The 24,083-nt window shown below is 68.0% G+C and carries 27 protein-coding genes, 1 tRNA gene and 1 pseudogene; 13 read left to right on the top strand and 16 right to left on the bottom strand.

Going from position 1 to position 24,083, the window contains the following annotated elements:
* Positions 1–383 precede the first annotated feature (383 nt).
* The 4 genes and pseudogenes from KDK95_RS18455 to KDK95_RS18440 form a co-directional block, all read right to left on the bottom strand.
* Entirely contained in the window at positions 384–965 is a 582-nt protein-coding gene (locus KDK95_RS18455; protein WP_212519443.1) for a carboxymuconolactone decarboxylase family protein, read from the bottom strand.
* Between the two features lie 174 nt (positions 966–1,139).
* Positions 1,140–1,439, bottom strand: coding sequence for a hypothetical protein (locus KDK95_RS18450; RefSeq protein ID WP_212519442.1), 300 nt, complete (start codon positions 1,437–1,439; stop codon positions 1,140–1,142).
* Between the two features lie 583 nt (positions 1,440–2,022).
* Positions 2,023–2,598, bottom strand: a pseudogene (locus KDK95_RS18445) (IS256 family transposase); the annotation flags it as partial.
* Positions 2,577–2,993 carry a MarR family winged helix-turn-helix transcriptional regulator gene (locus tag KDK95_RS18440; protein WP_372463351.1) on the bottom strand — a complete coding sequence of 139 codons (417 nt, stop codon included), beginning with the start codon at positions 2,991–2,993 and terminating at the stop codon, positions 2,577–2,579. The gene KDK95_RS18440 and the pseudogene KDK95_RS18445, both read right to left, overlap by 22 nt.
* Positions 2,994–3,201: 208 nt before the next feature.
* Between KDK95_RS18440 and KDK95_RS18435 the strand changes: the two genes are divergently transcribed.
* The 6 genes from KDK95_RS18435 to KDK95_RS18410 all read left to right on the top strand — a co-directional run bounded on the left by KDK95_RS18435 (position 3,202) and on the right by KDK95_RS18410 (position 7,798).
* Entirely contained in the window at positions 3,202–4,221 is a 1,020-nt protein-coding gene (locus KDK95_RS18435; RefSeq protein WP_212519440.1) for an alpha/beta hydrolase, read from the top strand.
* Between the two features lie 625 nt (positions 4,222–4,846).
* A complete protein-coding gene (locus KDK95_RS18430; RefSeq protein ID WP_212519439.1) occupies positions 4,847–5,740 on the top strand; it encodes an ADP-ribosylglycohydrolase family protein in 894 nt (297 codons plus the stop codon).
* Positions 5,737–6,141, top strand: coding sequence for a hypothetical protein (locus tag KDK95_RS18425; protein ID WP_212519438.1), 405 nt, complete (start codon positions 5,737–5,739; stop codon positions 6,139–6,141). The genes KDK95_RS18430 and KDK95_RS18425 overlap by 4 nt, the downstream gene beginning before the upstream one ends.
* A 63-nt stretch (positions 6,142–6,204) precedes the next feature.
* Positions 6,205–6,762, top strand: a complete 558-nt coding sequence (locus tag KDK95_RS18420; RefSeq protein ID WP_443612922.1) for a DUF3885 domain-containing protein — start codon at positions 6,205–6,207, stop codon at positions 6,760–6,762.
* Between the two features lie 29 nt (positions 6,763–6,791).
* Positions 6,792–7,322: a hypothetical protein gene (locus tag KDK95_RS18415; RefSeq protein WP_212519436.1), complete on the top strand. Its 531-nt coding sequence runs from the start codon at positions 6,792–6,794 to the stop codon at positions 7,320–7,322.
* Positions 7,319–7,798, top strand: a complete 480-nt coding sequence (locus tag KDK95_RS18410) for a hypothetical protein (RefSeq protein ID WP_212519435.1) — start codon at positions 7,319–7,321, stop codon at positions 7,796–7,798. The genes KDK95_RS18415 and KDK95_RS18410 overlap by 4 nt, the downstream gene beginning before the upstream one ends.
* Before the next feature lie 238 nt (positions 7,799–8,036).
* Here the strand turns inward: KDK95_RS18410 and KDK95_RS18405 are convergent, their stop codons facing one another.
* Complete coding sequence (locus KDK95_RS18405; protein WP_212519434.1) at positions 8,037–8,516, bottom strand: macro domain-containing protein; 480 nt, start codon at positions 8,514–8,516, stop codon at positions 8,037–8,039.
* Between the two features lie 87 nt (positions 8,517–8,603).
* Between KDK95_RS18405 and KDK95_RS18400 the strand changes: the two genes are divergently transcribed.
* Both KDK95_RS18400 and KDK95_RS18395 read left to right on the top strand, forming a co-directional pair.
* Positions 8,604–8,969, top strand: a complete 366-nt coding sequence (locus tag KDK95_RS18400; RefSeq protein WP_212519433.1) for a DUF4259 domain-containing protein — start codon at positions 8,604–8,606, stop codon at positions 8,967–8,969.
* Positions 8,966–9,727 carry a DUF4253 domain-containing protein gene (locus KDK95_RS18395; protein ID WP_212519432.1) on the top strand — a complete coding sequence of 254 codons (762 nt, stop codon included), beginning with the start codon at positions 8,966–8,968 and terminating at the stop codon, positions 9,725–9,727. Before KDK95_RS18400 ends, KDK95_RS18395 begins: the two co-directional genes overlap by 4 nt.
* 28 nt (positions 9,728–9,755) lie before the next feature.
* Here KDK95_RS18395 and KDK95_RS18390 read toward each other — a convergent pair whose 3' ends face one another.
* From KDK95_RS18390 to KDK95_RS18365, 6 genes are all read right to left on the bottom strand, one after another.
* The gene (locus KDK95_RS18390) at positions 9,756–10,787 is read right to left on the bottom strand and encodes a hypothetical protein (RefSeq protein WP_212519431.1); all 1,032 of its coding nucleotides are present in this window, start codon (positions 10,785–10,787) and stop codon (positions 9,756–9,758) included.
* A 187-nt stretch (positions 10,788–10,974) separates the two neighbouring features.
* Positions 10,975–11,334 carry a hypothetical protein gene (locus tag KDK95_RS38280; RefSeq protein WP_372463350.1) on the bottom strand — a complete coding sequence of 120 codons (360 nt, stop codon included), beginning with the start codon at positions 11,332–11,334 and terminating at the stop codon, positions 10,975–10,977.
* Positions 11,335–12,043: 709 nt separating this feature from the next.
* Positions 12,044–12,556 (bottom strand): hypothetical protein, encoded by a 513-nt coding sequence (locus KDK95_RS18380; protein WP_212519429.1) that lies wholly within the window; start codon positions 12,554–12,556, stop codon positions 12,044–12,046.
* A 29-nt stretch (positions 12,557–12,585) separates the two neighbouring features.
* The gene (locus KDK95_RS18375) at positions 12,586–13,125 is read right to left on the bottom strand and encodes a hypothetical protein (protein ID WP_212519428.1); all 540 of its coding nucleotides are present in this window, start codon (positions 13,123–13,125) and stop codon (positions 12,586–12,588) included.
* Between the two features lie 102 nt (positions 13,126–13,227).
* Positions 13,228–14,277 (bottom strand): hypothetical protein, encoded by a 1,050-nt coding sequence (locus KDK95_RS18370; RefSeq protein ID WP_212519427.1) that lies wholly within the window; start codon positions 14,275–14,277, stop codon positions 13,228–13,230.
* A 108-nt stretch (positions 14,278–14,385) separates the two neighbouring features.
* Complete coding sequence (locus KDK95_RS18365) at positions 14,386–16,488, bottom strand: hypothetical protein (RefSeq protein ID WP_212519426.1); 2,103 nt, start codon at positions 16,486–16,488, stop codon at positions 14,386–14,388.
* 94 nt (positions 16,489–16,582) lie between these two features.
* Here KDK95_RS18365 and KDK95_RS18360 point away from each other — a divergent pair, with 94 nt between their 5' ends.
* From KDK95_RS18360 to KDK95_RS18350, 3 genes are all read left to right on the top strand, one after another.
* Entirely contained in the window at positions 16,583–17,182 is a 600-nt protein-coding gene (locus KDK95_RS18360; RefSeq protein ID WP_212519425.1) for an SMI1/KNR4 family protein, read from the top strand.
* Positions 17,179–17,787, top strand: coding sequence for a hypothetical protein (locus KDK95_RS18355; RefSeq protein WP_212519424.1), 609 nt, complete (start codon positions 17,179–17,181; stop codon positions 17,785–17,787). Before KDK95_RS18360 ends, KDK95_RS18355 begins: the two co-directional genes overlap by 4 nt.
* A gap of 70 nt (positions 17,788–17,857) precedes the next feature.
* Positions 17,858–18,325, top strand: a complete 468-nt coding sequence (locus KDK95_RS18350) for a hypothetical protein (RefSeq protein WP_212519423.1) — start codon at positions 17,858–17,860, stop codon at positions 18,323–18,325.
* Here the strand turns inward: KDK95_RS18350 and KDK95_RS18345 are convergent.
* The 4 genes from KDK95_RS18345 to KDK95_RS18330 all read right to left on the bottom strand — a co-directional run bounded on the left by KDK95_RS18345 (position 18,319) and on the right by KDK95_RS18330 (position 21,609).
* Positions 18,319–18,801, bottom strand: coding sequence for a DUF5959 family protein (locus KDK95_RS18345; RefSeq protein ID WP_212519422.1), 483 nt, complete (start codon positions 18,799–18,801; stop codon positions 18,319–18,321). The two genes, KDK95_RS18350 and KDK95_RS18345, sit on opposite strands and share 7 nt — an antisense overlap.
* 92 nt (positions 18,802–18,893) lie before the next feature.
* Positions 18,894–19,202: a hypothetical protein gene (locus tag KDK95_RS18340; protein ID WP_212519421.1), complete on the bottom strand. Its 309-nt coding sequence runs from the start codon at positions 19,200–19,202 to the stop codon at positions 18,894–18,896.
* Between the two features lie 300 nt (positions 19,203–19,502).
* Positions 19,503–19,988, bottom strand: a complete 486-nt coding sequence (locus tag KDK95_RS18335) for a DUF6928 family protein (RefSeq protein ID WP_372463349.1) — start codon at positions 19,986–19,988, stop codon at positions 19,503–19,505.
* A 319-nt stretch (positions 19,989–20,307) separates the two neighbouring features.
* Positions 20,308–21,609: a DUF6348 family protein gene (locus KDK95_RS18330; RefSeq protein WP_212519419.1), complete on the bottom strand. Its 1,302-nt coding sequence runs from the start codon at positions 21,607–21,609 to the stop codon at positions 20,308–20,310.
* A 52-nt stretch (positions 21,610–21,661) separates the two neighbouring features.
* Here KDK95_RS18330 and KDK95_RS18325 point away from each other — a divergent pair, with 52 nt between their 5' ends.
* Both KDK95_RS18325 and KDK95_RS18320 read left to right on the top strand, forming a co-directional pair.
* Positions 21,662–22,783, top strand: a complete 1,122-nt coding sequence (locus KDK95_RS18325) for a hypothetical protein (protein WP_212519418.1) — start codon at positions 21,662–21,664, stop codon at positions 22,781–22,783.
* 80 nt (positions 22,784–22,863) lie between these two features.
* Positions 22,864–23,481, top strand: a complete 618-nt coding sequence (locus KDK95_RS18320) for a hypothetical protein (RefSeq protein WP_212519417.1) — start codon at positions 22,864–22,866, stop codon at positions 23,479–23,481.
* Between the two features lie 376 nt (positions 23,482–23,857).
* On the opposite strand, the gene KDK95_RS18315 is transcribed toward KDK95_RS18320, so the two are convergent.
* Positions 23,858–23,944 (bottom strand) — tRNA-Leu (locus KDK95_RS18315).
* Between the last annotated feature and the right edge of the window lie 139 nt (positions 23,945–24,083).

The raw sequence follows: 24,083 nt of genomic DNA, 5'->3' as shown, positions 1-24,083 counted from the left end.
CGCCCCCGCTCGGCTCGGGCCAGTCGGGTCTTTCAAGGTTGAGCTGGGCGAAGATACCCTCGCCGGGTCATCCGATGTAGGAGTACGCCGCGCCGCGGGGCGAATTTTCTTGTGTCATATATCACTAGGAGATTCCTGCTGATTGAGAGTCGGCATCGCGTTGAGGACTTACTCGGAGGTGGGTTTAGGCGTGCCGTCAACGTCGGCACGCCCCTCGTGTTGGTATCTCCGGCGCACGCTCAAATCGCCTCGGCTAAACCGCAACCCGGGTATGGTGAGATAGGTCCCGGGGAACTCTTGGCCGCGGTCGGACAGAATACTTGAGCACAACGGCGTTGCGCGCTACCACTGCGGCGGCAACCCCATGCAGCCCTTCCAGAGTTTCAACACTCGCTGATTTCCTTTCTGGCCGCGCCCAACATCCTGCTGGCTTCGACGACGGCGGTTCCGTGCGCTGGCTCGATCTCTACCTGCAGTACCGTTGCGACCCGGCCGAACGACCAGTAGAAGCCGATGACCTGCATCGCCTCGAGAGTCTCGCGGTTGCTCAGCACGGCGTGGACGGCGTCGAAAACCTCGTCGGAGACGGTGGGGTGGCGCACGACCGCGGCGGCGAAGTTCACCACCGCCCGGTCTCCGGCCGACAACCGTGGCGAGTCGAACTCGAGCCGGTGGATCACCTCGCGGATCTCCGGGTCGACTCCGGCCGACTCGGAGATCGGAACGTGCTGGACGAACTCGTATTCGGCCTGGGCCACAGCCGCCGTCGTCAAGATGACCAGCTCGCGGGTCCGCGCCGGAAGCTCGAGCCCGGTGTACTGAGCCACGCCCTGGCGGATATATTGCTCGATCGTTGATATCGAATACGACATCATGGTGAAGTTCTTGTGCTCCGGGATCGTCGCGAGGAAGTCCTGAAGGTCCTGCGGGAAGGTCGAGCGGTCGGGTTCGGGCAGACGGGCCATGATCTTTCCTTGTCTCGGATTCGGCGGAGAAGAAGGCGTCGACCCCACCGACCTCGGAGCTTCGAAGCGCACCCCGCTTCTCCGTTGCACACCGGCGTGCATCACTGTACACCAGTGTGCAGCGGGTGCGTCGTGTCCGTCAAGGACTCCGCGCGCGATGATCGATAGGCCATGTCAATGGCGGCGCAATGCGCATAATTGCGGATGATCAATGGTCGTGAGGCTCTCAACCGCACGCGCCGCACTGTTGTTGAGCGAGGCGTTGATCAGTTCCCACGGGGCCGTCGCGCACGCGGCAGACGCGGGCAGAATCACGATCGCATTCCGCGGTATGGACATGACCGCCCGAGAATCCAGAGCCCGGCGCACCTTGCTCCTCAGGACCCTGGTCTCGGCAACCACGGCGCGTACCGCGGTGAAGATCCGCTGCGGGTCGCTCGAGCGCGCCAGGCGCCGGAGGAAGTAGGCCTGCAACGAGGAGTCGAACGCGTTGTCGTACAGCCCCAGCCCGCAAGCGGCCTTCCACTGCGGGTCACACCGCACTCCCCAACATGTCCGGACCAGCCCGTTCGCCCGTCCACTCACCCTGCATGACAGCATTCTGCTCCTGCCGCGCGGTCCCCGCCTCGCGCTGCGCGACAGTGCACGGAACACGGCCCGCACCACCCCGGCCGTCGCGGCGATGTTCGCGGCCGTGGCCGGGGCGGTGGCCGTCGGCGGTTGGTTCGACGCCTAACTGATCCAAGGCCGCGACTCCTACCAACCCGCGCTGATGGCCAACCAGGTCGGCGTCCCGAACGTGAACGACGACGCGCAGGCCGCGCACATGTGGCGAAACTACGCTCGATCATGCCGATCACCGGTAGCACCGTGGTCCAGCAGTCAATGCCTTCGGCGGCGACGACACCAACCAGTGGGCGCTCACCGCGCTTCCGGCAAGCGGTCAGAGCCGGTGCACCCCTGGCAGCGTCACCCGAACAGGCACGCCCGACAACTCGACCCAAAGCTCGGCGAGGATCGCGCCGGCGAGGCGTTCGAGGGCGGCGGGGTTCGGGAAGACGCCGACGACATCCGCGCGGCGCTGGGACCGGAGGAACTCGGTCCAGAAGGCGGCGTCCTCGCTGTCACCGACCTGGAAGCCGAGGACCTCGCGCCGGCCGTCGGCGGAGATGCCGGTGGCGATGACCACGGCCTGGGAGACGATCCGGTGATCGACCCGGGTCTTGCAGTAGGTCGCGTCCAAGAACACGTACGGGAAGGCGATGTGCGACAGCGGCCGGTCGCGGAACGCCGCGACCTCCGTATCGAGGTTCTGGCAGATCCGGGAGACCTCGGACTTCGAGATGCCCGTGTTCGCGCCCATCGCCACCACCAGGTCGTCGACCGAGCGGGTGGAGACCCCATGCAGGTACGCCTCCATCACGACCGCGAACAGGGCCCGGTCGATCCGGCGGCGGCGCTCGAGCAGCGACGGGAAGAACGAGCCGACCCGCACCTTCGGGATCCGCAGATCCAGGTCCCCGGCCGCAGTGGTCAAGGTCTTGGGCCGGTGCCCGTTGCAAGATCCAGTATCAGCGTGTCCACCACCCGGGGGGAGGCCCCGTCCGGCGCTCAGTGCGGGCTCGGTGTGTGCTGGATGTCCTTGTGGTGCAGGTTGGTGAGGCGTTCGAGGATCCGGTGCAGGTGTGCGAGGTCTTCGGCGGGTAAGGCGTGCAAGGCGGCCGGCGGGCGGGCGATGATGCCCTGTGCCGTCTGCACGGCTTCCTGCCCGCGCGGGGTCAATGCCACCATTCTGCGTCGTCGGTCGTGCTCGTCGCTGGTGCGCGAGACGAGTCCGAGCGCTTGGAGCTCGTTCACGATGAGCGTCGTGTAGGGGGCGTCTAGGCCAACGGTCGCGGCGAGCTGTGCGACGCTCAGTGGCTCCCGGGCAAGCCCCAGCAGTGTCTTGACCCGCCCGGAGCCGCGGCCGAGCGCGAGCGTGCTGCGCAGCTCCTCGGCCGGGTCGAAGCTGCGGACGAACTCGGACATGGCCGCCCAGGCGGACACGGCGAGCCGGGCCGTATCCGGGTCCGCCTGCAGGCCTGCGTCCGCTGCCAGGTCGTGGTGTTCCTGTTCTGGCATGGCCGTCCGTCCTTCGTCTGCGCGGCGCTCTCAGGCGGTACGGGCGCGGCTCGCCGCTTCCCGGTAACCCTGATAGCTTTAAACATATAAGCAATCCTACCGTGTGAGGCGCTCCATGTCCGCATCAGGCCCGACACCCACCACCCCGACCACCCGACCCGCGCCACAGAGAGCCGACTACCTTGCCCTGCTCCTCGCAGCGCTGCCCGCCGACGTGCGGCAACGACTCGAGGAGATCGGCGAGGTCACCATCGACGAGACAAACCTGGCCGCTATGCGCGGGCGCACGCTGCGCTCGTCCGGCACGCCGACCGGCACCGTCGAACACCTCAACCGCCACGCCCCCGGCGACCCGGACGTCGCGGTGCGCCTGCACCGCGAACGCGGCACGACGCTCCCGAGACCCTGCCTGATCTCGATCCACGGCGGCGGCTATGTGATCGGCTCGCACCTGGGCGAGGACGGACGGTTCGACCGGTGGTGCACCACGCTGGCGTGCGTCGGGATCTCGGTCGGCTACCGGCTAGCCCCCGAGACGCCCTACCCGGGCCCGCTCGAGGACTGCTACACGGCGCTGCGCTGGGCCCACCGCAACGCACCCGAACTCGGCATCGACCCCACCCGGATCGGAGTCATCGGCGGCAGCGCGGGTGGCGGACTCGCCGCAGGCCTGACCCTGCTCGCCCGCGACCGGGGCGAGATCCCGATCAGCTTCCAAGTGCTGAACTACCCGATGCTCGACGATCGGCTGCCGGCCGAATCGAGCCGGGCCGGCGCCCCGCTCTGGGGCCCCGCGACCAACCAGTACGGCTGGCACTCATACCTCGGCCCATACCGATCCGCCCCTGACGTTCCCGGCTACGCGGTCCCGGCACGGGCCCGCGACCTGACCGGCCTGCCGCCCGCTTTCGTCTCCGTCGGCAACCTCGACGGCCTGCTCGATGAAGACCTCGAGTACGCCCGCAGACTGATCGCCGCCGGCGTGCCGACCGACCTGCACGTGTTCGCCGACGGCCCGCACGCGTTCGACAGCATGCTGCCCGAGGCAGCGATCACGGCACGCGCACGCCGTACCCTCGAGGACTGGCTCCAAGCCCGCATGCATCCCCGGCCCCACTCCCACGACAGCGAATGAGGGGCCGGTCACGTGCCGAGACAAGGCCGATCTTGGAATGCACGCCGCTAGACGATTGATTTGGTTTTATTGCGTGGGGGTGGCGAGGTCGTTGGTGCTGGCCGACACGCCGCAGCATTCGGCGACGCACCAGTTGGGCGTGCCGAGAGGTGCTTCGCGTGGTTCGTCGCCGGGCAGCAGGAAACCGGCCGGGCCGAGGAGTACCTCGGGGTCGCCACCGTGTGAATGTGCTCGAGATCTTTGTCCAGGAACGGAACACCATCGATCTCGATGACCACCTGGTTGTCGAACCAGTAGTCCGGGTCTGGATCCGTGACTCTGATGGCCAGATCGCTGACCGGCACCGCAGGCGCGGGACAGCGGATGTCGCGGTGCCCCGAGCCGAGGGCACGTCCTTGGGGCGCCTACGCGGCATAGCCCTTTCGCGTCGTTATGTCTGGGATCATGGCGGTCGAGAACCGTACATGGCAAGCCCGCCGTGGCCGGCACCGGGCGATGTTCGGCTGGATCTCAGACATTGACGCCCGGCTCCAGGTACAGGAACGCTCGGACGTCGGCGGACAAGGCCGTCATCGCCTTGTATTCCGGTAGCGTGACGCCAGCTTCACTTGGGAGGATAAGCGGCATGATCGCCGACCGCCGTGCCCGTGCCGCCGCGTCGCTGCGCGGCCTGGCCGTGGGTGACGCGATCGGCTCCTGCTTCTTCGTACCCGACAACGTGCCTGCGCTGCGCGAGCGGCGCTTGCCGCCGGACCCGTGGTACTGGACCGACGACGCCGAGATGGCCTGCTCCGTGTTCGCGGTCATCGACCGGCACGACCGGATCGACCAGGACGCGCTGGCCGCCTCGTTCGCGAAGCATCACGATTTCGACCGTGGCTACGGCCCGGGTGTGAACCGGATGCTGCGGCTGATCCGCCAGGAAGGCGGTGACTGGCGACAACTGGCCGCCGAATCGTGGGACGGACGCGGCTCGTGGGGCAACGGCGCCGCGATGCGCGTGGCCCCACTGGGAGCATGGTTCGCCGACGATGTGGAGCGTACCGTGGCCGAGGCGAAGCTGTCGGCCGAGGTGACACACACGCATCCGGAGGGCGTGGCCGGGGCGATCGCCGTCGCCGCGGCAGCCGCGCTCGCCGCGTCTGTGCCGTCGGTACACGAGGCGGAGTTCCTGCGGCTGGTCGCCGACGTGGCACCGCCGGGCCTGGTCCGGGACGGGATCGAGAACGCCATCCGCCTGATCCACCTGGACGACCCACGCTCAGCGGCCGCGTCACTCGGTAATGGCCGGGAGATCTCCGCGCCCGACACCGTCCCCTTCTGTCTCTGGGTCGCATCGAAGCACCTGGACGACTATGTCGCAGCATTCTGGGATACCGCGATCGTCGGCGGTGACATCGACACCAACTGCGCCATCGTCGGCGGGATCGTCACCACCCGTCTCGGTGTCGAAGACATCCCCACCGAATGGCAGACCCGCTGCGAGCCCCTGCCGACCTGGGCTGGGATCGGCTCGTGACGAACACCGGGACGGGCTGGCGCCTGAGCGACGCCGATGACGCGGGCGTCGGGTACGACGGCGAGCAGGCGCGCCGCCTGATCGGTTCCCGGTTTGCCTGGGCAACCGCCGAAACGTGGTTCGCTGCCGACGACGGCCGTCGGCTCGGCGTCGTCACCAACGGTGCCCGCGCGATGGTGATCCTGGTGAACGGCGACGACGACCCCGGCGAACACCTCGCGGCCTTCGGCGCCGAAGGCGAGTCCTGCGGCTACATCCTGGCCAACGGTCAGTCCGACACCTACGCCGACCGCGACACCGTCCCGCTGGACACCGCCGGACGCGCCGTCGCGCACCTGATCGACCACGGCACCTGGCCTGATGACGTCGGCGTCATCGCCGACCGCGGCGACCCGACGTGAGGGCGACAAGCCCGACAGGATGTCCGACGGCGCTCGTCCTCGGTCGGCCGGTGCCCGCGTTCGGTGAACCGTCCAGGCTTTGCGCGCTGGGACCGGGTTTGGCCGGGAGTCGAGCCGATCGGCTGGCGGCTCCGTCAGAAGGTTCCCGAGCGCTGGGTGCGGTTTCACAGCCTGCCGGGGTCCAAACGGTATCCGGAAGGTGAGGCCGAGATGCAGTCCGTCCTCGACCGTCACCACGCGCTACTCACTGCCCTGCTCGGCGATCGTGGCGGCGACCTCGTCGTCACGGTCGTGACATGGCCGCACTGGCCGCTGGACTTCGCACTGCTGCCCGGGGCTGGACTGTGGCGGTTGTTCGTACCCGAAGACGACGCAGGCGGCAGCCCGGCGATCGTCTGGGCCGGGGCCATCCGCAGCGACGACCTCGGCGCACTCGATCCGCTGCTACGCCAGATCGCCGATGGCCGGTACGGCGGTGCAGTTACCGCGCCGAGGGATCTTGCGTGGCTTTACCACCCGTACGACGGCGGCGGCGACGTCATCGCCGCGACCCTGGGCCAGCGTGCGCACTTGATGTCCCGGTTCGCCGACTGGCTGAGCAACCACCCGAGCGGCCAGTGAACGCCGTCGCGCCCGGCAGCGGGTGGGGCGTGGTCGGCTACGTCTACGCGCCGGGCGCCGTGCGGCAGCCGTGGCAGGACACTGAGCTGGTCCCCGAGCGGTTCGTCACGATCAGCGGCTGCTTGACGGACCCGGTCCTCACTGAGGAGGACTTCCGTCCCTGGCATCGGGAGCGCCTGAACGATCCACCGAAGGCCACCGTCGAATACGCGGTGTTGATGACCGATGATGACCGCGCCGAGCTGGTCGAGCAGCACGCTGCGCTCGCACCGTCGGCCGCCGCGTGGTTCCCGTGGTCCCAGCCGACGCAGGGCACCATCGAGATCCTCGGATACGACGTGATCGGCATCGAATCGTGGCTCAGCGCCGTGCACTCATGGCTGTGTCACAGCTACGAGGCCGCCGCGCTTGCCGACCTCGGCGTTCGCATCGGCGGCAACGGGCTGTTCGCGTCGTTCGAGCATGCCGAAGCCGTGCGGCGGTGGATCGGCGACCGGCCGGATGACCAGGCACCCGAGCCGGCATTCTGGACCGCGGTCGCGATCGCGACGCTGCGATGAGCGCCACGGTCCTCGCCGAGGTGATCGCCGGCGGTGCACTGCTCGGCCTGGACTGCTCGTGCAGCCCTGACGATGCGGCCGCGCGTCTGGGCGACTGCTATGCCGAGAACCGGCTCCGACGGCGGCTCGGACGCGATTTCGGCGGTGTCGAGATCTGGTGGGACCGGCTCAAGGGCTCACCGGACTGGACATGCTGCTACATCACCATCGAGTGTCACCGCCACTGGCTCACAGTCGCCGACCAGAGCCCTGCCCTGATCGCCGCCTACGGCCCGCTGCGGCCTCGCATCTCCTTCACGGACCTCGAGGCACTCCTTGCGACCGACGGCGTCGCACTGGTCGAGGCCAGGGCGGAGGACCCGGAACTGCGCCAGTTCTGGAGGCCGGGCTCGACGGTGCAGGTGTCCGTCGATCAGCGCGGCGACGTGTACAGAGTCCTGCTCGCGCGCGTGCCGCCGCATGGCATCACGGCGTGACCTGCAGGACCTCGCTCGCGCTGCACCCACGGTCACGGCCACGATGGTCGTCATGACCGCCACCAAGCCCGTCCTCGTGATCTCGCCCCGGTTCAACGAGACTGCGTGGGCACTCGCGGGGGCTACGGCAGCTCGGTAGCCCGGCGACATCGCTGATGCGCCCGTAGGCGTGGTGCAGCCGCGTCCAATCGATGCCGTCCAGCCCGGCCAGCGCATCCTTCGGAATGAGGGTACTGATTCAGTCACGGTCATAGACGGTGACGGGTATCCCGGCGGAGACGAGCGTCGCCTCGATCAGCGGCTCGACGCGCTCCCAACGCCCGCCGGCCAGGCAGCAGCCGATGCGCGGCATGTGGACCGAGGCGCCCAACGCGAGGGCGCGGGGCACGAGTTTCGCCAGCGCCTGGCCGATTGCCTCGTACCGGACTGGGACGCCGCTGGAGCGGCTGGTCCGGGTGCCGTGCTGGCCGATCAGGTTCGCCACCCACAGCAGTCCATCGACCTGGACCATCTGCAGCGCGCCGAGTCCGAAGTCGTTGCGCGCCCGGTCGCGATGCCAGGCTCGGTACTCGGCTTCGGGCTGCGGCCAGCGCTTAGACAGCGCGAGGACGAAGCCCTTGCCCCAGCCGCCGCGGTCGTTGCAGACGTGCGCGATCACCTTGACGCCCTTGCCGTTGGGCGCCGTCGCGTCCCCGCACATGTAGTCGATCCCCACCATGACGACGACCGTAGCGGCCCGCGCCGACAGGCGGCGACGGGGATTGTCGGCGGCGTCGGATACGGTCCTCGCGACGATCAACAAGGGATGGGGATGCTCATGGGCGCCTGGGATATCGGGCCGTTCGACAACGACACGGCCGCCGACTTCGCCAACGACCTGGACGACGCGGCCGAGCACGAGCGGATCCCGCTGCTGCGCCGCGCGCTCGATGCGGTCATCGCCTGCGACGCCTATCTCGACAGCGACTTCGGGGTGGAGGCGCTGGCCGCGTCGGCGATCGCGGCCCGCGAACTGCCCGGCGGCCAGGAGTTCGCCTCGGACGCCTACGTCGAACGGATCCTCGGCGAGGACAGCGAGATCAGGCAACTGTGGCTGGAGGGCGACGAGACCGGAGACGGCCCCTGGCTGGCCTCGACCCGGCGGCTGCGCGACATCCTCGCCGCTGCATGAACAAGTGCGAAGCACAAGCGCTGCTGGGCACGTCCCGCACGATGGGCGCTCTCGTCGACGGTGCGGAAATCCTTGCCGTCGACGTGCCAGCCGGGTCGGCGCGCGACGTGTGGAATGCGTTGAAGGCGCTGCACGGCGAGACCGGGTTGTGGCCGTTCCTCACCGACCCGAACCAGGCTGATCGGGACCGTGACCCGACCGTGTGGCGACACCTGGACGGCCGTTACGTCGTCACAATCGACGATCCCTGGCGCGGCGACGTCGTCGATCTGCTGGCCGACCTGAAGGCGGACTGCGAGCAGGGCGGCGGCGAGAGAGACGAGAACGGCGACCTGTTCCTCACCGACGACGACCGCGACGAGATGACAGCTGCGCACCGCTGCGGCGAACTCGACCTGCCGAACGAGCCTCCACCGGGCGGATCCTGGGCCGCTGACACCACGGTCATCGGCCTGTGCCCGGCCGGCCCCGGCGGCCTGGACATCCTGCGCAGGATGGAATGGGGCGGCGCCTGCAACTACGACATCACCGGTGCCCAGCACGAAGCCGTCCTCGAGCACTGGCGCGCTCGGTTCGGCGCCGAACTGCTGACCCTCGGCCACGACGTCATCGAGCTTAACGTCCCCGAACCGCCCACCGCGCCGGCCCTGGTCGCGAAAGTCGCCGAGGAGCAGACCGGGTACTGCCCCGACATCGTCGACCAGGGCACCGGCACCACAACGGCGCTCGCCGAACCGCAGGTGTTCAGCCACACCTAGTTCTTCTGGTGGGACTGAGGAACTCTCGTCATCCGGCGCGGCGCGTGAGCACAAGCCACCACCCGTGCAGCCGGGCGCCGAGGACGTGGGGAAGCTCGTACCGCCACAGCCACCACGGCAAGCGGCGACGCGGGACGAACGACCACAGGTCCATGTCCGCTTCGTTGCCGCGGCGTCTGCTGCGGACATGGGCCAGGACTTCGGGGCTGGTGGTGAGGTGCAGCCGGGCGACGTGGGCGGTAGCGACAGTCGCCTGTTGCGTCATTTGGTCGCCGCCGATCGCGTAGGCGCGGGCGATGCGCGGCAGGATCTGCCCCGGATCCGGGTGGGTCATTGCCAGTCCGATCAGCGCGACGCCGGCCAGCGGATCGGCGCGGTCGAGCGCGGCGTCAATCTCCTCGGGGCGGTCGGTGCCCAGCAGTGCGCTGTGCGAAGACCAGTTCATACCCTCGCCTGAGACCGCCCGGTCGATCAGGAACCGCTGCCGGCCGTCGCGGATCACCGCGATCGAGTCACGAACCTCGCGGGATAGATGAGCCTTGCGGTGATCGAGATCGAGGTAGTGCCAGATCGCGTTCCGTTCGCCGCCGCCGACGGGGGCGGCCAGGTCGTGGCACATCCGGTCGAAGGCGTCGACGTCGTCGCGCAGCGCCGCGAGCCCGCCGATCGTGCTCGTGGGATCAGCCAGGTCGCAGGCACGCCACCATGCCAGACGGCGAGCGGCCTCGCCGGTGAGCCAACCGTCGACGTAGCCGACCGCGATCTCCTCTGCACGGATCGCCGCCGCGTGGACGATGTGCTCGTCCGGGATCGGCCGCGGAGGCTGTGGCCAGTCCTCGGTGTTGCGGTGGCGTGCCAGGCCGACTGTGTCGAACTCGTCCCGACCGCCATCCGCCTGCGCGCCAAGGAGCCGCAGCGCCCGCGAAATCGGGCTGCCGTCGGCGGGGAACGGCTCGCGGTCCCCGACCGTGAGCGGACCGAGGACGAGACGGCCGCTGTCCCAGACAGTTGCCGATTGCTCGCCGACACCGCCGAAGTAATCGGCGAACACCATCGCCACCGGGCCGGCCGCCGACCAGGCCGCGGCACGCTGCTCCGGTGTGCGCGGCCCGGATTCGTCGAGACGGTCCTGCAGTTCGATGGTGAGCGCGAGCAGGCTCAGTCCTTGCGCGAGACGGACGACCGCGCCCGGGGGCAGGCCGGACACCGAGTCCAGAACGGTGTCGGCGGCTACCAGGGCCCGTAGTTCATAGCCCACGGTGCTCGCCGACGATCTCGATCGGGCCGACGATGCTGCGGTTTAGCTCGTCGACGTCCTCGGCCGGGATCCACAGCTCCAGATGCCCGGCACCACCGGCCTGCTGCGTCGGGTAGCGGCGGGCGAACGAGGTCAGCACATTGAATCGGGTGACGTAGCCGGAGCCGGACGCGGCGACGTTCCACTCGCGAGCGATGTGCTCGGCGTAGTCCTGGTTCAAGACCGGGTAGAAGATGGGCTGGTCGGGCAGGCGCGGCGACCACGCCGTCATCCCTGAAGTACGCAGGAGATCGAGTTCGGCCGGGCCGACCGGGCGCCACAGCGTCGTCGTCCCATCCGCGCTCTCGATCCGTCCTCGGTGAATCTCGCCGAGAACGGCGTCGATGTACGCGTCGCCGATATCCGTCATGTCGATGCACTCGAGGTAGACAGCGACGGCGGTCCCGTGGTCGCCGATCTCTTCGCGTAGATAGCGCCACGCGATGAGGTTCGGGTGCGGCATCTCGGTGCACGCCTCGGCTGGCCCTGCGATCGTCCGCGCCTGATCGAGCTCCACAGCGCTGACCCGCACCGCGCAGTTCGGCGCCCACCGCTCACCCAGCACCAGCGCCATCGCGGCGGCCGGCAGCAGCCGCACCGGGACGTTGACCCGGTCCACGACAACCGACCCGTCGACATCGTCGTGGCAGATCCCGCGATTGGGCGGACATAGCCGAACGCGGCGCTCGCCGCCGCCTCGAACTCGGTGGTCTTCGCCGCGATCTGCTCCGGCGTCGTCCACGCCTCCGTCTCGCTCATCCGGCGATGATGACACGCCGGGCCGGGATGGCGCGACGCCATTCCACCCGCTTCTCGATCGTCGTCATCGGCATCGTCGTCGTCCAGCCCGAGGCTGGTCGCCGGGTAGCGCGGCTCGCCGCCGTCGGCGGGCATCGGCAGTGGGCGCCCACAGCCACGCCGTGCCGCACAGCGGCTTCGGGGCAGCATTATCGACCCTGCCTGGTCGCACTGAAGAGAGCCGGGCGGCGAGGCTGAAGCGATTCCTTCGGCCCACGCGCTCAAACGAGCCCGATCTGATCCGCAAGCACCTCGTCGAACACGACGAGGACGTCGTCTGTATGGAGGTCGAACTTCCCGTTCGGTGGCCATGCGGCTGGGCGACCTGCCGCGATCCACACCTGGCAGGCCGTTGTGCGCAGGTGCACAGCGGCCGGGGTCGGCGGTGCCTCCGGCTCGGTGCTCCAGATGATGTCCGACGACGAAACCGGCTGCCCGACGAGGCCCGCCCACTGCGCGTGGTCAGTGACGTCGATCCGAGCCGATCCGCCCGGCGTACCGGGGTCGCGCAGATGGGCAGTCATCGGCGTGGGAAAGACTTCCAGGCCGTAGTAGTCGAAGCTGTGACCCCACACAGCCGAATAGACCTCGCCGGTCGCCGTGGTCAGTTCGACGCCCATAGTCGGCTCGTGCCAGGCGCCGGCGTCCCACTCGTCGACAACCAGCCCGTCTTCTCCGCACATCAACGGGAAGTAGGCGATGGCCGTGATGGTCCGTCCCACCAGCCCGGCCACGGTCCGCTGGTACTCATCGGCCGTGAGCCTCACGCAGCGTCGCCCGCCTCACGGGGTGGCAACCGCGAGGAATACCAGGCACGGTTGGCGTTGAAGTGCGCGAGGTAGAACACGACCCGGTCGCGTTCCAGCTCCATCGGCGGCGGGTCCGGAACATAGCCCCAGCCCCGGGGCTCATCGAAGTGCGCCTCCATGGTCGGCTGATTCCACATCGCGGCGACCTGCGCGGCAGCCTCCTTATCCTCCCAGAGCGCGAACGACGTCCCCGGACTCCCTCCGCGCTTCATCGGTCTGGTCATCGCGGCGAATAGCGCGGGACTGTACACGCCCTGCGTCCGGAAGTTCTCCAGGTGCCGGCGCGGCATCACCAGCAGGATGTACGGCCCCGGGCTTCCGCGGTGCCGTCCGACGACCCCGACCTGCTCTCCGCCATCGCCCCAGCGCGGCGGCAGCACCCACACCTTCGCTCCCGCCGCGAAGTGCTTGGTGCCGCGCCGAATGTCCAGACCGCCTTCGCCCCGCCCGATCTCATGCTTGACGTTGGCCGCGATCCCGAACGCCAGCAGCACGGACGCTTTGTCCCCGTTGAGCTCTTCCGACGCCTCCGACATTCGGCCAGTATGACCGATGCCCGGCGCGTTGACCTCTGCTAATTCAACTCGTTGTACGGTTCACTCCCCGATCTCGGTTTCGAAGGCCACCCGCACCCGGACCACGTCGCCGTGTTCGCCGAATTCGGCGTGTACCGGGAACATGCCGTCACCCCAACTCGTCATCGCCATCAGCATGCGGGCGCCGCCCACATCCACAGTCGACGCTTCGGTGTCCGAGGCTCTGACGCCGGCCATCGCCTGCCAGTGGTGCGAGTGGGGCCGGAAGTCGAACGCCAGGCGCCGGGCCGGATCGGCGGCCTTCCAGGAGCCGACCTCCACCGCATGCTGGCACGCGTCGTCGTAAGCCAGGTTTCTCCAGCCCCGGACGTTGTCCTCGCCGACCGTGCCGAGCACCGGCGCGTCGAGCTCCGTAGCGGCCTGATCGGCGTCGCGGCCCCAGAACGCCACGTCGGCCAGGCCGTCGATCGAGTGCTCGTGCTGCCAGGACGAGAGAGCATCGACGTCAGCGAACATCAACCGAGCCCAGTCGACGCCGACCACTCCGACTTCGACACTCCGGACGGCCGGAGCGTCATGGACATGCAGTGTCAGGCTCGACCAGCGATCCTCAAAGTCGGCGGAGAGCGACCGCGTGCCGCTGACCGCGAGTGGTCGATCGTCAGGCAGTCCGCCGACCGCCACAGCCGGGACTCCGAAGAACGGGAACGCGCCAGCACCATTCCTGCCCGCAGCGCGCCTTGCTCGATGACGGTGCGCAATCTGCTGCGGGAACGGTGAGAGACCAGCCTCGAGACCGCGCTCGCGACAGTGCTCCGCGAACTTGGCCGTGAACGCCTGCGTCCTTGAGCCGGGAATGTCGTACAACGTCAGACCGGCCCATTGGTTGAAGCTGCGCGCAGCGGCCTCGGCGTCCGGCCCGATCACCTCGAAGTCGACGGCCGAAGCAATCTCAGCGGCCAGTTGAGGATCCTGGAGGCCGAGCGTCTCTGGATCGACGTCCTGCGGCGAACGATCCGCCGACCAGGAACCGAGGTAGCCGCCGTCAAGGATCGTCAGCACGCCGGACGGGCACGTGATCTCGCCCAGCGGCGTCTCTTGAGCATCCATGCTCACACCTTTCGGTAGACGAGGATCAGACCGTCAGGGGTGACGTCCGACATTTTGGATGGCCGCGACCGTCAAGGTACCAACTCTGCCGGTGCCGAAGAGTCGACGTCACGAGGATCCCGCCGATTCGGTGCTGCTGGGCCATGCGATGCGTTCGACGGCGTCCACGCATGCAGCCAGCAGCCTCTCATCGCTCGGGACGTTGCTGTTGGACCAGAGGCCTTGGCGGAATGTGTAGCGGCGCGGATCGGCCAGTTCGGCACGCAACAGCGGCAGGAAGTCAGACGCCTGAGCCCCCAGGCTGCCGATGCACTCTGCGATGAGGGTGCGTGTATGGGCGTTCTCCTGCCATGCCGCTACCAGAACCGGCAGCAGCGCATCGGCGCTGGCGGAGATCTTGACCAGCGCGGTGGAGGCTCGGACACGGGTCCAAAGATCCTCGGATCCTGCCAGGACCCGGATGGATCCGGCCAACGGTGCCGCTCCAGTGCCAGCTGCCCCGGCGCACTGCGCAGCCAGACCCGCAGCACGCTGGTCGGTGCCGTCGATGCGGGGTCGCAGGTCGCAGAGGAAGGCCTCCAGATCATGCGTGATCGCCCAGGCTATTTCGATGGCCGGCAGCGCGATATGCGCGTCCGCGTGGTCGGTGAGGCGTTGCACGTGCACCAGGGAGGGTTGGGCGGCCGTGCCCTGTGACTTGAGCGTGTGCAGCGCACTCTGGATGATCGTGTGGTTCTCCGAGCGCATCGCAATGTCCAGGATCCGTGTGACGTCGGGCAGAGCCTCGGCCGCGCCGAGCTGCCGCGCGGCGGTGAGCATGTTGCTGATGCTGTTCCGCCGGGCGGGATCTATCTCGGCCTGCACTGTCGCGAGTCGCGAGAGCAGTCGCGGCGTGAACTTGTGCCGGTAATCGCGGTACTGCCCAAGCGTCTGAACGAGCATGGAGGTTTCAGCTCCGCTGTCCAGCGCGGCGATGATGCCCGGCACGGCGCGTGGATCGCCCAGGCGGGCGAGCGCGAGCAGCATCATCCGGTACGAGTCTTGAACCTTCCGGTCCGGGCTGACCCAGGCTTCGGGGCCGGCGGCGACTACTTGTGCGGCCAGTGTGTCGGCCGCCGGCGTCGCCAGTTCGTACGTGTCTTGCAACGCCAGCGCGGCCATGTAGCGCACCGGATGCTCCGGTGCGTCGAGTTGGCACCCGATGAGCCGGACCAGATTCTCGAACGGGCCGCGCCAGCGGCCGATCAGCTGACTGCCCATGCGCAACGCATCCACCCGCCGCCCCGGCTCGGGCTGGCGCAGCTGGTCGACGATCAACGCGATCCGGTCGGCGACCCGCTCGGCGAGCGCGTCGTGCAAGACGCGGACCAGATCCGCAGTCCAGGCATCCGCACGACCCTCGCGCTCGGGAGCGAACGTCACGCGCACCGCCCCGACCAGGGTCGGTGTCGCCGGCCGATCATCGATCGGCGGGGCGTTGTAGCCGGGATGGGCACTAATCTCGCCGAGGAGACGCACAGCGCGGCCGGTCAGGTCCTCGACCCTCCGCTCGGGCGCCGAGCGGGCAAGATGAACGAGTGCGGCCAGCCGAGTGCCAGGGTCGGCGTCCCCGCCGACCACTTCCAGCAGCCATTCGGCGACTTGGTCGCCGACCTCCGGGGTACGTACCGCGACATCGGCCGCCGCCGTAATGATCGCGATGCGGCTCTCTACGACCGGCTCCAGAGCCAGCCGGTGCATGAATAGCCGCAAGGTCTCCATCGGTTGAGCCGTGAAGTGCGCCAGAGCGGCCACGGCGGCTGATCTGACCTGCGCGTCCTCATCTGCGAGCCAGGCCACGAATTCAACTGCCCGCGTCCGTATCAGTGTCTCAGCCTGCCGATACGGCACCGCCCAGTCCGCCTCGTCATCTCCGCGCGCCCGCGGCGAACCGACCGTCGACTCGCCGATGCTCACGAAGAGTTCGGCCACCGCCCCACGCCCTGCCACCGTCGCGTCCGCGACCGCGTCGAACAGGAATGGCAGACACGCAACAGTCGAGTCGTAGATGTCGCCTTGATGGTGGACAGCCCCGTGGAACCTGTCCAGGGCGATCTCCCGCTCGTCGGGATCGTCCGACACCAGGCCCTGCAGGATGTCCGGCACGTCCTCAGCTGAGCCGTAGGCGTGTGTGAGTGAAGCCCACTCGATGTCGAAGAGGTCGGCGAACATGACCCGCACTATGCACCACGGCTACGACAGACGCTGCGTCCGACGGCCCGCGCCCACCGACGCCGAGATTGCGACTCCGCTAGCCTTGCCCGCCATGAGCTACCTCCTGGACGCCGCCCACGCCACGCCCAAGGACCTGGCCATGCTGCGCGAAGAGTTCAGGCCCGATAGCACGCCGCTGGGATGGGACGCGGTGTACGCCTTCGAAAGCGAGCACGGCATCGTTCTGCCCGAGCCCTATCGCAGCTTCGTCGCGACTATCGGCGACGGCTCGTACTCGGGTCCTCCGGACTACGGCCTCATGGAACTCGGCGTGCTTCCCCCGGACTGGGGAGCGGGTCGACCGGAGCGGGATCTGGGCAAGCCGTTCCCGCTGACAGGGCAGTGGATCTGGGAGGGCGGCGATGCGCCGGAGCCGGATGAAGACGAGCTCGCCCCGGTTTACGACCACGGATCTCTCGTACTGGGCACCGATGGCTGCGGCATGTACTGGCACCTGATCGTCACAGGTGAGCACCGCGGCCACATCTACCTCATCGACGAGATGGCAGCGACCCCCTTCGGTGCCGAATTCGGCCTCACCACCGGCGAGCCCGGGTTTGCCGGCTGGGTGAAGCACTGGGCCGACGGGAAGGAGTGGTGGGACCGTCAGGAGGCGACGGCACTTTCAAATCCTCCTACGGAAGAGCGATGAGCGTCACCGGCTTCTGGATCGTCGCCGCCGTGCCGTCGGCGGCAATCCCGCAACTGCGTGCCGACATCCCCGGTGAGCCCCAAGCGCCGGAGGATCTTTCGTGGTGGCAGGCGATGGATTCCGCGGCGCTCGCGGAGCCGGAGTCCCGCGGATATGGGCGGCACTGCCCCACTGATGCGGTACTCCGCTTCTGCGAGATGCACGACGCCCGGCGCCCGAACTTCGACGTGGACGCGTGCATGGATCTGCTGGCGGACGTCCCGGAGCAGGGCCGGTTCGTTGCATCCATCCGCAAGGGCGATCCAGTAGCAGCGCTCTACTACGGCCTCGGATTCGAAGCCGCTCTCGCCATGCCGGGGCGGTCTGGTTGCTTCCTGCTTACCGCCGAAGTAGTCTCGGAAGCCGCACAGGCCACTGACACGGTCCTCGCCATGGACCCCGTTCGGCGTGCGAGTGTCGCAGCCAGGATTAGCGCTTGGCTCCAGGTCACCGGTGACGCGCCAGGCAACTTCGATATTGAAGGGCTCATCGACGGCCCCGGGCGGATCCTGAAGCGCGCAAGCCGAAGCTCACAGGGTGCACTCGGCATTGTGCAGTGGTATTGACGCTCAGGCCATCGAGTACGGACTTGCTCATTCGAACCGCTGGCCCGGATAGGTTGCTAGTCTGCGCGCCGTGAGTAGCGACGTGTTGACCGTCTTCCCTACCGACCCGTATTGGCAGCCGAGCCGGGTCGGCGGTACTCGCGCTGCGGCTCTCGCAGCCGAGTTGGCTCCCGTCGGCCGTCGGACAGCGCCCGTACCCACCGAGCCCCGGTGGCACGAGGGTGTTGTCTTCGTCGACTGTGGCAGCAATTTCGAGGCAGTCGGCTGCCGACTGTGCGGCACGCCGCTCGAGCTGACGTGGTGGTCCCAGGCCGTCGACGCTCGGGCTGTGGGCGGTTTCGAGGACCTGGAGGTGCTGATGCCGTGCTGTGCTGCAGTGCACTCACTGAACGATCTTGACTACCGCTGGCCGTGCGGTTTCGCCCGCTTCGACGTGCCGATCTGGAATCCGGAGCGAGACTGGCTCGAGGAGTGGGACCTCGCCGCGATCGGAAAGGTTCTGGGACACCCGGTTCGGCAGGTGAGAGCCCACTATTGAGGTGTGCCGTCTTGCCGCGTTGGGCGCCACTCGTAGCTGCCAGCCGAGGTCGAGACGACTTCGGGCGGATATGCCTGCTGCACGGCCGTGAGTCTCGCCCGGGACTCGTCCACGTCGATGGTGATCGGGATCTGGACGATCGCGCCGGACTGCGCGGGGTCGGACACGGTCGCGTGCCAGAAACCGCTCCCGTCTCCGGGCCCGATCTCGATCTCGGGGCAGCGGTTGCCGAGCCAGGAGATGGGCTCGTCCTCGGCCAGCGCGTCGATGGCGCGTTCCCAAGCATCGATGTCTGATGGGGAGATCGTGGTCTCAAGGCGCAGCGTCCCGATCCCGGTTTCGATGACGATCTCGGCGCGCAGCATGTCGTGCAGCGGCAGCACTCCGGGCGTATGCCGGCCGAGCACGATGACACTCAGATGCTGAGCCCCGGCGCCAAGGCGGATGAGCTCAATGCTGTCGGGCGTCGTATTCATCGGTCGCGGGCTCGCTCTCCTGCGAAGATCGTCGGGTGTGCAGTGCTTGAGGTTAGCGCGCCGTTGAGGGCGCCGGCGTCACTCGGCGCGGTCTACCACGTGCGCCACCGGTCGGTGATCGCGTACCGACCGAGGTCGCTGCGCTCGGCCAGCGCGGGAACGTCGATTCCGAATTCTGCCAGCGTCTTGTCGATGTAGTCGCAGAGCTGCTCGCGCTCGCCGGTTTCATAGCCGACGCCGCCGTTCTCGCGGTTCACCCGGTTCAACGCGAGAACGACGTTTCGGACAGCCGTGAACACCTGCTCGTCCGATGGGTCGTTCAGCGCAGCAACTTCGACTTCGAAGACTGCGAGCACCTCGTCGGTGCGCGTCAGAAGCGACTCCGGGAATAGCGCGGCCATACAGCCCTCTTCGGGGTCGAGTATTCCCGCCTCGATCTATCTCATGCGCGTCCTGCCCGACGCCCTCGCGCCAGCGTTGTGAAGGTCTTACTGCCATGGTCGGACTGTAGCCGAGCCCGGTGACAGCTCCAGCGCGGGTGCCGAGGAGGTCGCTGCCGATCTCGGCCAGCCCGTCAGGCATCGTCGCGTAGACGTGGATCATCGGACACAGGACGCAAGGCAATGGCAAGTCATTCGCCCCTTATCTATGTCCCCGCCGAACCGGCGGCACACCCAGCGGGACCTGCCGTGGCCAGGAGACTACGGGAGGTCCACCTCGAGCATCGAACCGTCCGGCTGCATCCGGAAGAATCGTGGCGGACCCATCTGCACGATCAGAGCGTCTCTTTCGGCCTGACGCTGCTCCGGCGTCGGCCCGTCTGGATCGAGCAGGCGGAATCCGTGCGCCGGAACCTCTGAGGCATCCACATCCTCCGGGTCGGGGAACCCTTCCAGGACGAATCCGAACAGTGACCGCAGCGCCTCCTCGCCGAGCTCCAGCGGGTGGAACGACAGCGGATACGGCTCCTGGTTCGGCCAGCCTGGTGTCCGCTCTACCGGATGCTCGCCGCCCCAGAACGGCGCCTCGAAGGAGAGCGGCTCACCGATGTTCTCCTGGATTCCGCCATCCGGCGAGATGCTGAGGGAGCGGACCAGGTCGCCGTCGATCCAGATCGCGAAGGCCAGCCAGTCCACCACGCTGTGCATCGCGTGCAGGATGACCGCGCGCCCGTTCGCCGCCTCCAAGAGACGCTGGGGCCGAACAATCCGAACTCGATACAGGCCCTAGTCGAGACGGTCGTCCCTGCTTCCGGTTGCGTGCTTCAGGGCGGCGAATGCGACCACGGTTCTGAGGGCTATCTCGCGATGCCTCCGCCTGACGGGAGCCTGCGATGGGTCGCCTACTTCGAGGGCTCCAACCCGTTCGTCGCCCTCGACCTCCACGACAACGTGGCGACGGCGCGCAGCAGTAACGGCAGAGCCTTCTTCATACGTATGGACGCCACGCCCTTCGTGCCGAGAGCAACTGGGAGCTGAAGGCCGACTCCGGGACGACCTCGGTCGCCTACGCAGCGCGCAAACGCGGATCCCGGTCGCCGAGCACGAAGTCCGCGGGCCAGCGTTCCGTCAGCACCTTGTTCAGCAGCGGGTGGCTGGTCTCGACGACTTCGCAGTAGCCGACCGCGCCGGGCTCGCTGGCCGGCCGGCCTTCCAGGATGATCGGCGCGCGCAGCAGATGCTCACCCCACGGCCCGACGGCGTTGCAGAACAGGCCCTTGAAGCGATGGCCTTCCAGGCTCTGGCTTCGACCTCGTCTCCCGACCTCGTTGAAGACTTCCGCCTCGAGGTAGGCCCAGGCCAGGTAGACCACTGTACGGCCGTCCTCGAGCTGGATAGGGAGGCGGACCTTGAGGAAGTTGCCGACGCCGTCGGCGACGATCATCGCCCCGGTGTCGATCCGCACCGACCGCGCGCGTTCCTCGTCGGAGAGTTCCGCGACCAGATGCGGCAGGCCTATCTCGAAGCCCGGGTGCTCCGGGTCCAAGTCGCCGCCGCATCGGCACGTCGCATTGTGGGCGTGGCAGTGATCGCCCGCGTCCTCGAGTTCAAGGCGGACGGCCGGGTATTCGGGCTCGCTCCGGCCGGGAGGCAGGGGAAGCAGCAGCGCGTAGTAGCGCACCGCCGTGAAGACCTTGGGTTCCGGCAGGTTGAGCGCGGCCATAGCGGCCGAGGCGGCGGCGTGCCGCTCGCCGTTCACGCGGACCTCGGCCTCCATCGCACCGGGCTGCCCGCCGTAGAAGACCTTGACCCCGTTGAAGTACGGCGACTCCAGGCCCGCGGTGAAGCTGTCCGCGATGCGGTGCAACACGTTCGCGTTCACCAGCGCCAACTGCAGCCGCTGGTTCTCCGCGACGTCGAGTCCCATGCCAGTGGCCCCGGAGGCGATCATGTGCCAGCCGGGAACACCCCGGTGGTCCTCGGGGCCAGCGTGGTCGGCGAAGCGTTCGCGCCGGTCGAGCAGTTCGAGCAGGCACGCTCCGGCCGTCTGCGCCCAACTGTCGGCCGCGTGCCGAGGGTTGCCGGTGATCGCGACGGCGCACTCGAGGAACATCGGGACATCGGGCTGGAGGTTCACGTCCGGGGCCACGGCCAGGTCGTAGTGGTGGCCGCCCGCGTGGCGAGGCGGCAGCACTCCTACCGCCCAGCCACGCGGGCTGATCAGCGAATTGCCCTTCAGTTCCGCCCCCTCCGTCACCCCGGGCGCGCACGCCTCGAGGCTCTCCTTCACAAGAGCGAGGAACTCGAGGTCCGGAAGGCGCACCGGGGGCGGCTCGGCAGCAGGCTTACGGCGGCGTATCAAGGACATGAGCCCGAGAATAGTGGCACGCGGCAGACGGCCGCATGGCAAAATCCCGTGGGTGGCCATGGAGATCGAACTCGACCCGCCGAACGGCGCCACCGGCTATAAGATCGGCATGCCCGTAGGCGAACTCATTCCCGCAGCAGTCTCCAGCGGCAGGGTCGTGATCACCGATCCCGACCAGGCCGGCCTGCACTACATGAAAGTGGACCTCACGGTCTACCTGGAGAATTCGAGCTTCGCCATCGTCTTCGGGCTCGAGGACGGATGCACGCTCACGTACTTCGAACTGCATGCTCCACGCCCGTTGCCCGGCCGTGAGGGCACTGACACCGACGATCTGCACGTGACCTGGCGAGGCATCGACGTGTTCCGGACGCCCGCGCTCGAACTGCTCGAGCGGATCGAGGCGGAGGGCTTCGAGATCGACCGCCGCGAGGCGCCGGGGCACTACACCGTCCCCGAGCTACCGTTCGGCTTCACTCGCAACGCTGGTCACGACGTGCCGCGAGCCGACGATGGCGAGCCGCTGTTCATGCAGTCCGTTCTCGTCGCGGGCGACAGGTACTACGGACGGGAACCGGACTTCGACTTCAGCAAGATCGGGCCGGAGCCGCTGGAGCACCGCTTCGAGATCGACCCGCCCAACGGCGTCGCCGGCTTCCCCTTCGGCATGCCGATGGAGGAACTGGTCGCGGCCACGACACCCCTCGGCCACGTGCGCCTAGAAGACCTCGCCCAGGCCCGACCCGATCTCTACGCGATGCTCTTCGTCGTGCGCCCCTCGTTCACGGCGATCTTCGCGTGCGAGGACGGATACACGCTCACCGCCATCGAACTATGGGCGCCGAACCCCGACCGAGGGCAAGATCGGATCACCGTCGAACTCCTGGGGATCGACGTCTTCAACACCCCCGCCCTCGAACTCCTCGACCTCCTCGTCGCTCGCGGCTACACGCTCGACGACACCGACCCCGACCACCCGCGATTCCCCGAACTCGCGATCGGCTTCACCCGCACGCGTGGTCACGACGTCCCCCTCGCGCCGGACGGCCGACCGCAATACTTCCAAGCCGTACTCGCCGGACCACCCGGCTACTACGACCAGCCACTGCCCCCGACCCGACTCGACGGCGGCGAACCATGGAAATCCCGCCTCACCAGGCCGTTTGCAGGCTAACAGATTGATCCTGGGCGTATGCTCGTGAGCTGTGACCAATATGCCCGATGACGTCATGCCAGAGGATGGAGCAGGGCGCTATGAATGATCTGTGGTCGCGACTGCTTGCGGGACAGGTCACAGAGGTCTACGTGCTCACGTTCCGCGGCCTGTACCGGGACCTGCCACAGACGCTCGGCCTCGAAGTCATCGACTACGGCGCCTACCTCTACGACGCGCGCGGTGTTGCTCGCCCGCCGGAGGAACGCGAGCGGTTCGCGCGTGAACTGGCAGCCGAGCCCCGCTGGCTCGCGACCGGTGGGCCGCGGTACTGGGTCGAGCCGTTCGCGCGGCAGGCCGAGATCATCCTGGTAATGCCGAGCGTGGCCGCGTCAGTCTCGTTCGCATTCAACGACGGCGCCGATTCAGCCCTCCGCTACGTCGCGAGCCTCGGCCAAACGCTGCTGAGGCGTCGGCGGAACGAAGACGAGGTCGTGTCCGGCTGGTCAGCGTCGGATGACGATCGCGGGATCACCGCCGGATCAGCCGTGGCGGAACGAGCGTTCGCCGAGGATCGTCCGATGACGGACTCGGAGATGTCGGCGTACTTCAGGTACCTGCGGAACTACCTGGTCGGCGAGTTTCCCGACAAGACGTACGAACTCGATCAGGACGACGTCCGCCGACTCCGTTCCGTCCGCGCCCGTCCCCGCGGATAAACGCCGACCGAACAGGCGGTTACCCGCACGGCCGCCAAGCGCTTTCGGGCCCTCCGACGTTGTGACCGATCACGTCGCGTACGCCTTTGCACCGCATCCGCAGTCTTTCCCGACCCGGTGAAACCCACCGGCGTAATGATTGGCGAGATCATGACCGGACTACTCATGCGCAGCGCGCCGTTGCAGTCCGCAGACGCTAGCGCGGCTACTCTCAGGGCGCTTGGCGACTCGCGCGCCGTAATCCAGGGCGCGGCCCTACGGGGAGAATTACTCTCAGGACATCGGCTTAGGTTGACACACAAGCCCGGATGTAGACCAGGCGACCAGCTAACGTAACTCCTGGGCTGGAAATCTATGGGGTTATAGGTGCAATCGGTGGTGTCCGAGGGGGGACTTGAACCCCCACGCCCTTAACGGGCACTAGCACCTCAAGCTAGCGCGTCTGCCATTCCGCCACCCGGACTGGGTCATCTACCTCGGGATTACCGGCTTCGCGGCGCGCCCCTCGGCGACGTGAGAACAATACCAAAGATCAGGCGGGCTTCGCACCACGCATTGCTTGGGCGGGGTGGGCGCGGTTCACGGGGAGGTCGCCGGAGGGT

It is taken from the genome of Actinospica acidithermotolerans (assembly GCF_018139625.1).
Classification (GTDB): domain Bacteria; phylum Actinomycetota; class Actinomycetes; order Streptomycetales; family Catenulisporaceae; genus Actinospica; species Actinospica acidithermotolerans.
Note: the sequence above shows the minus strand (reverse complement) of the source record. Positions and strands in the feature narration are given on the sequence as shown.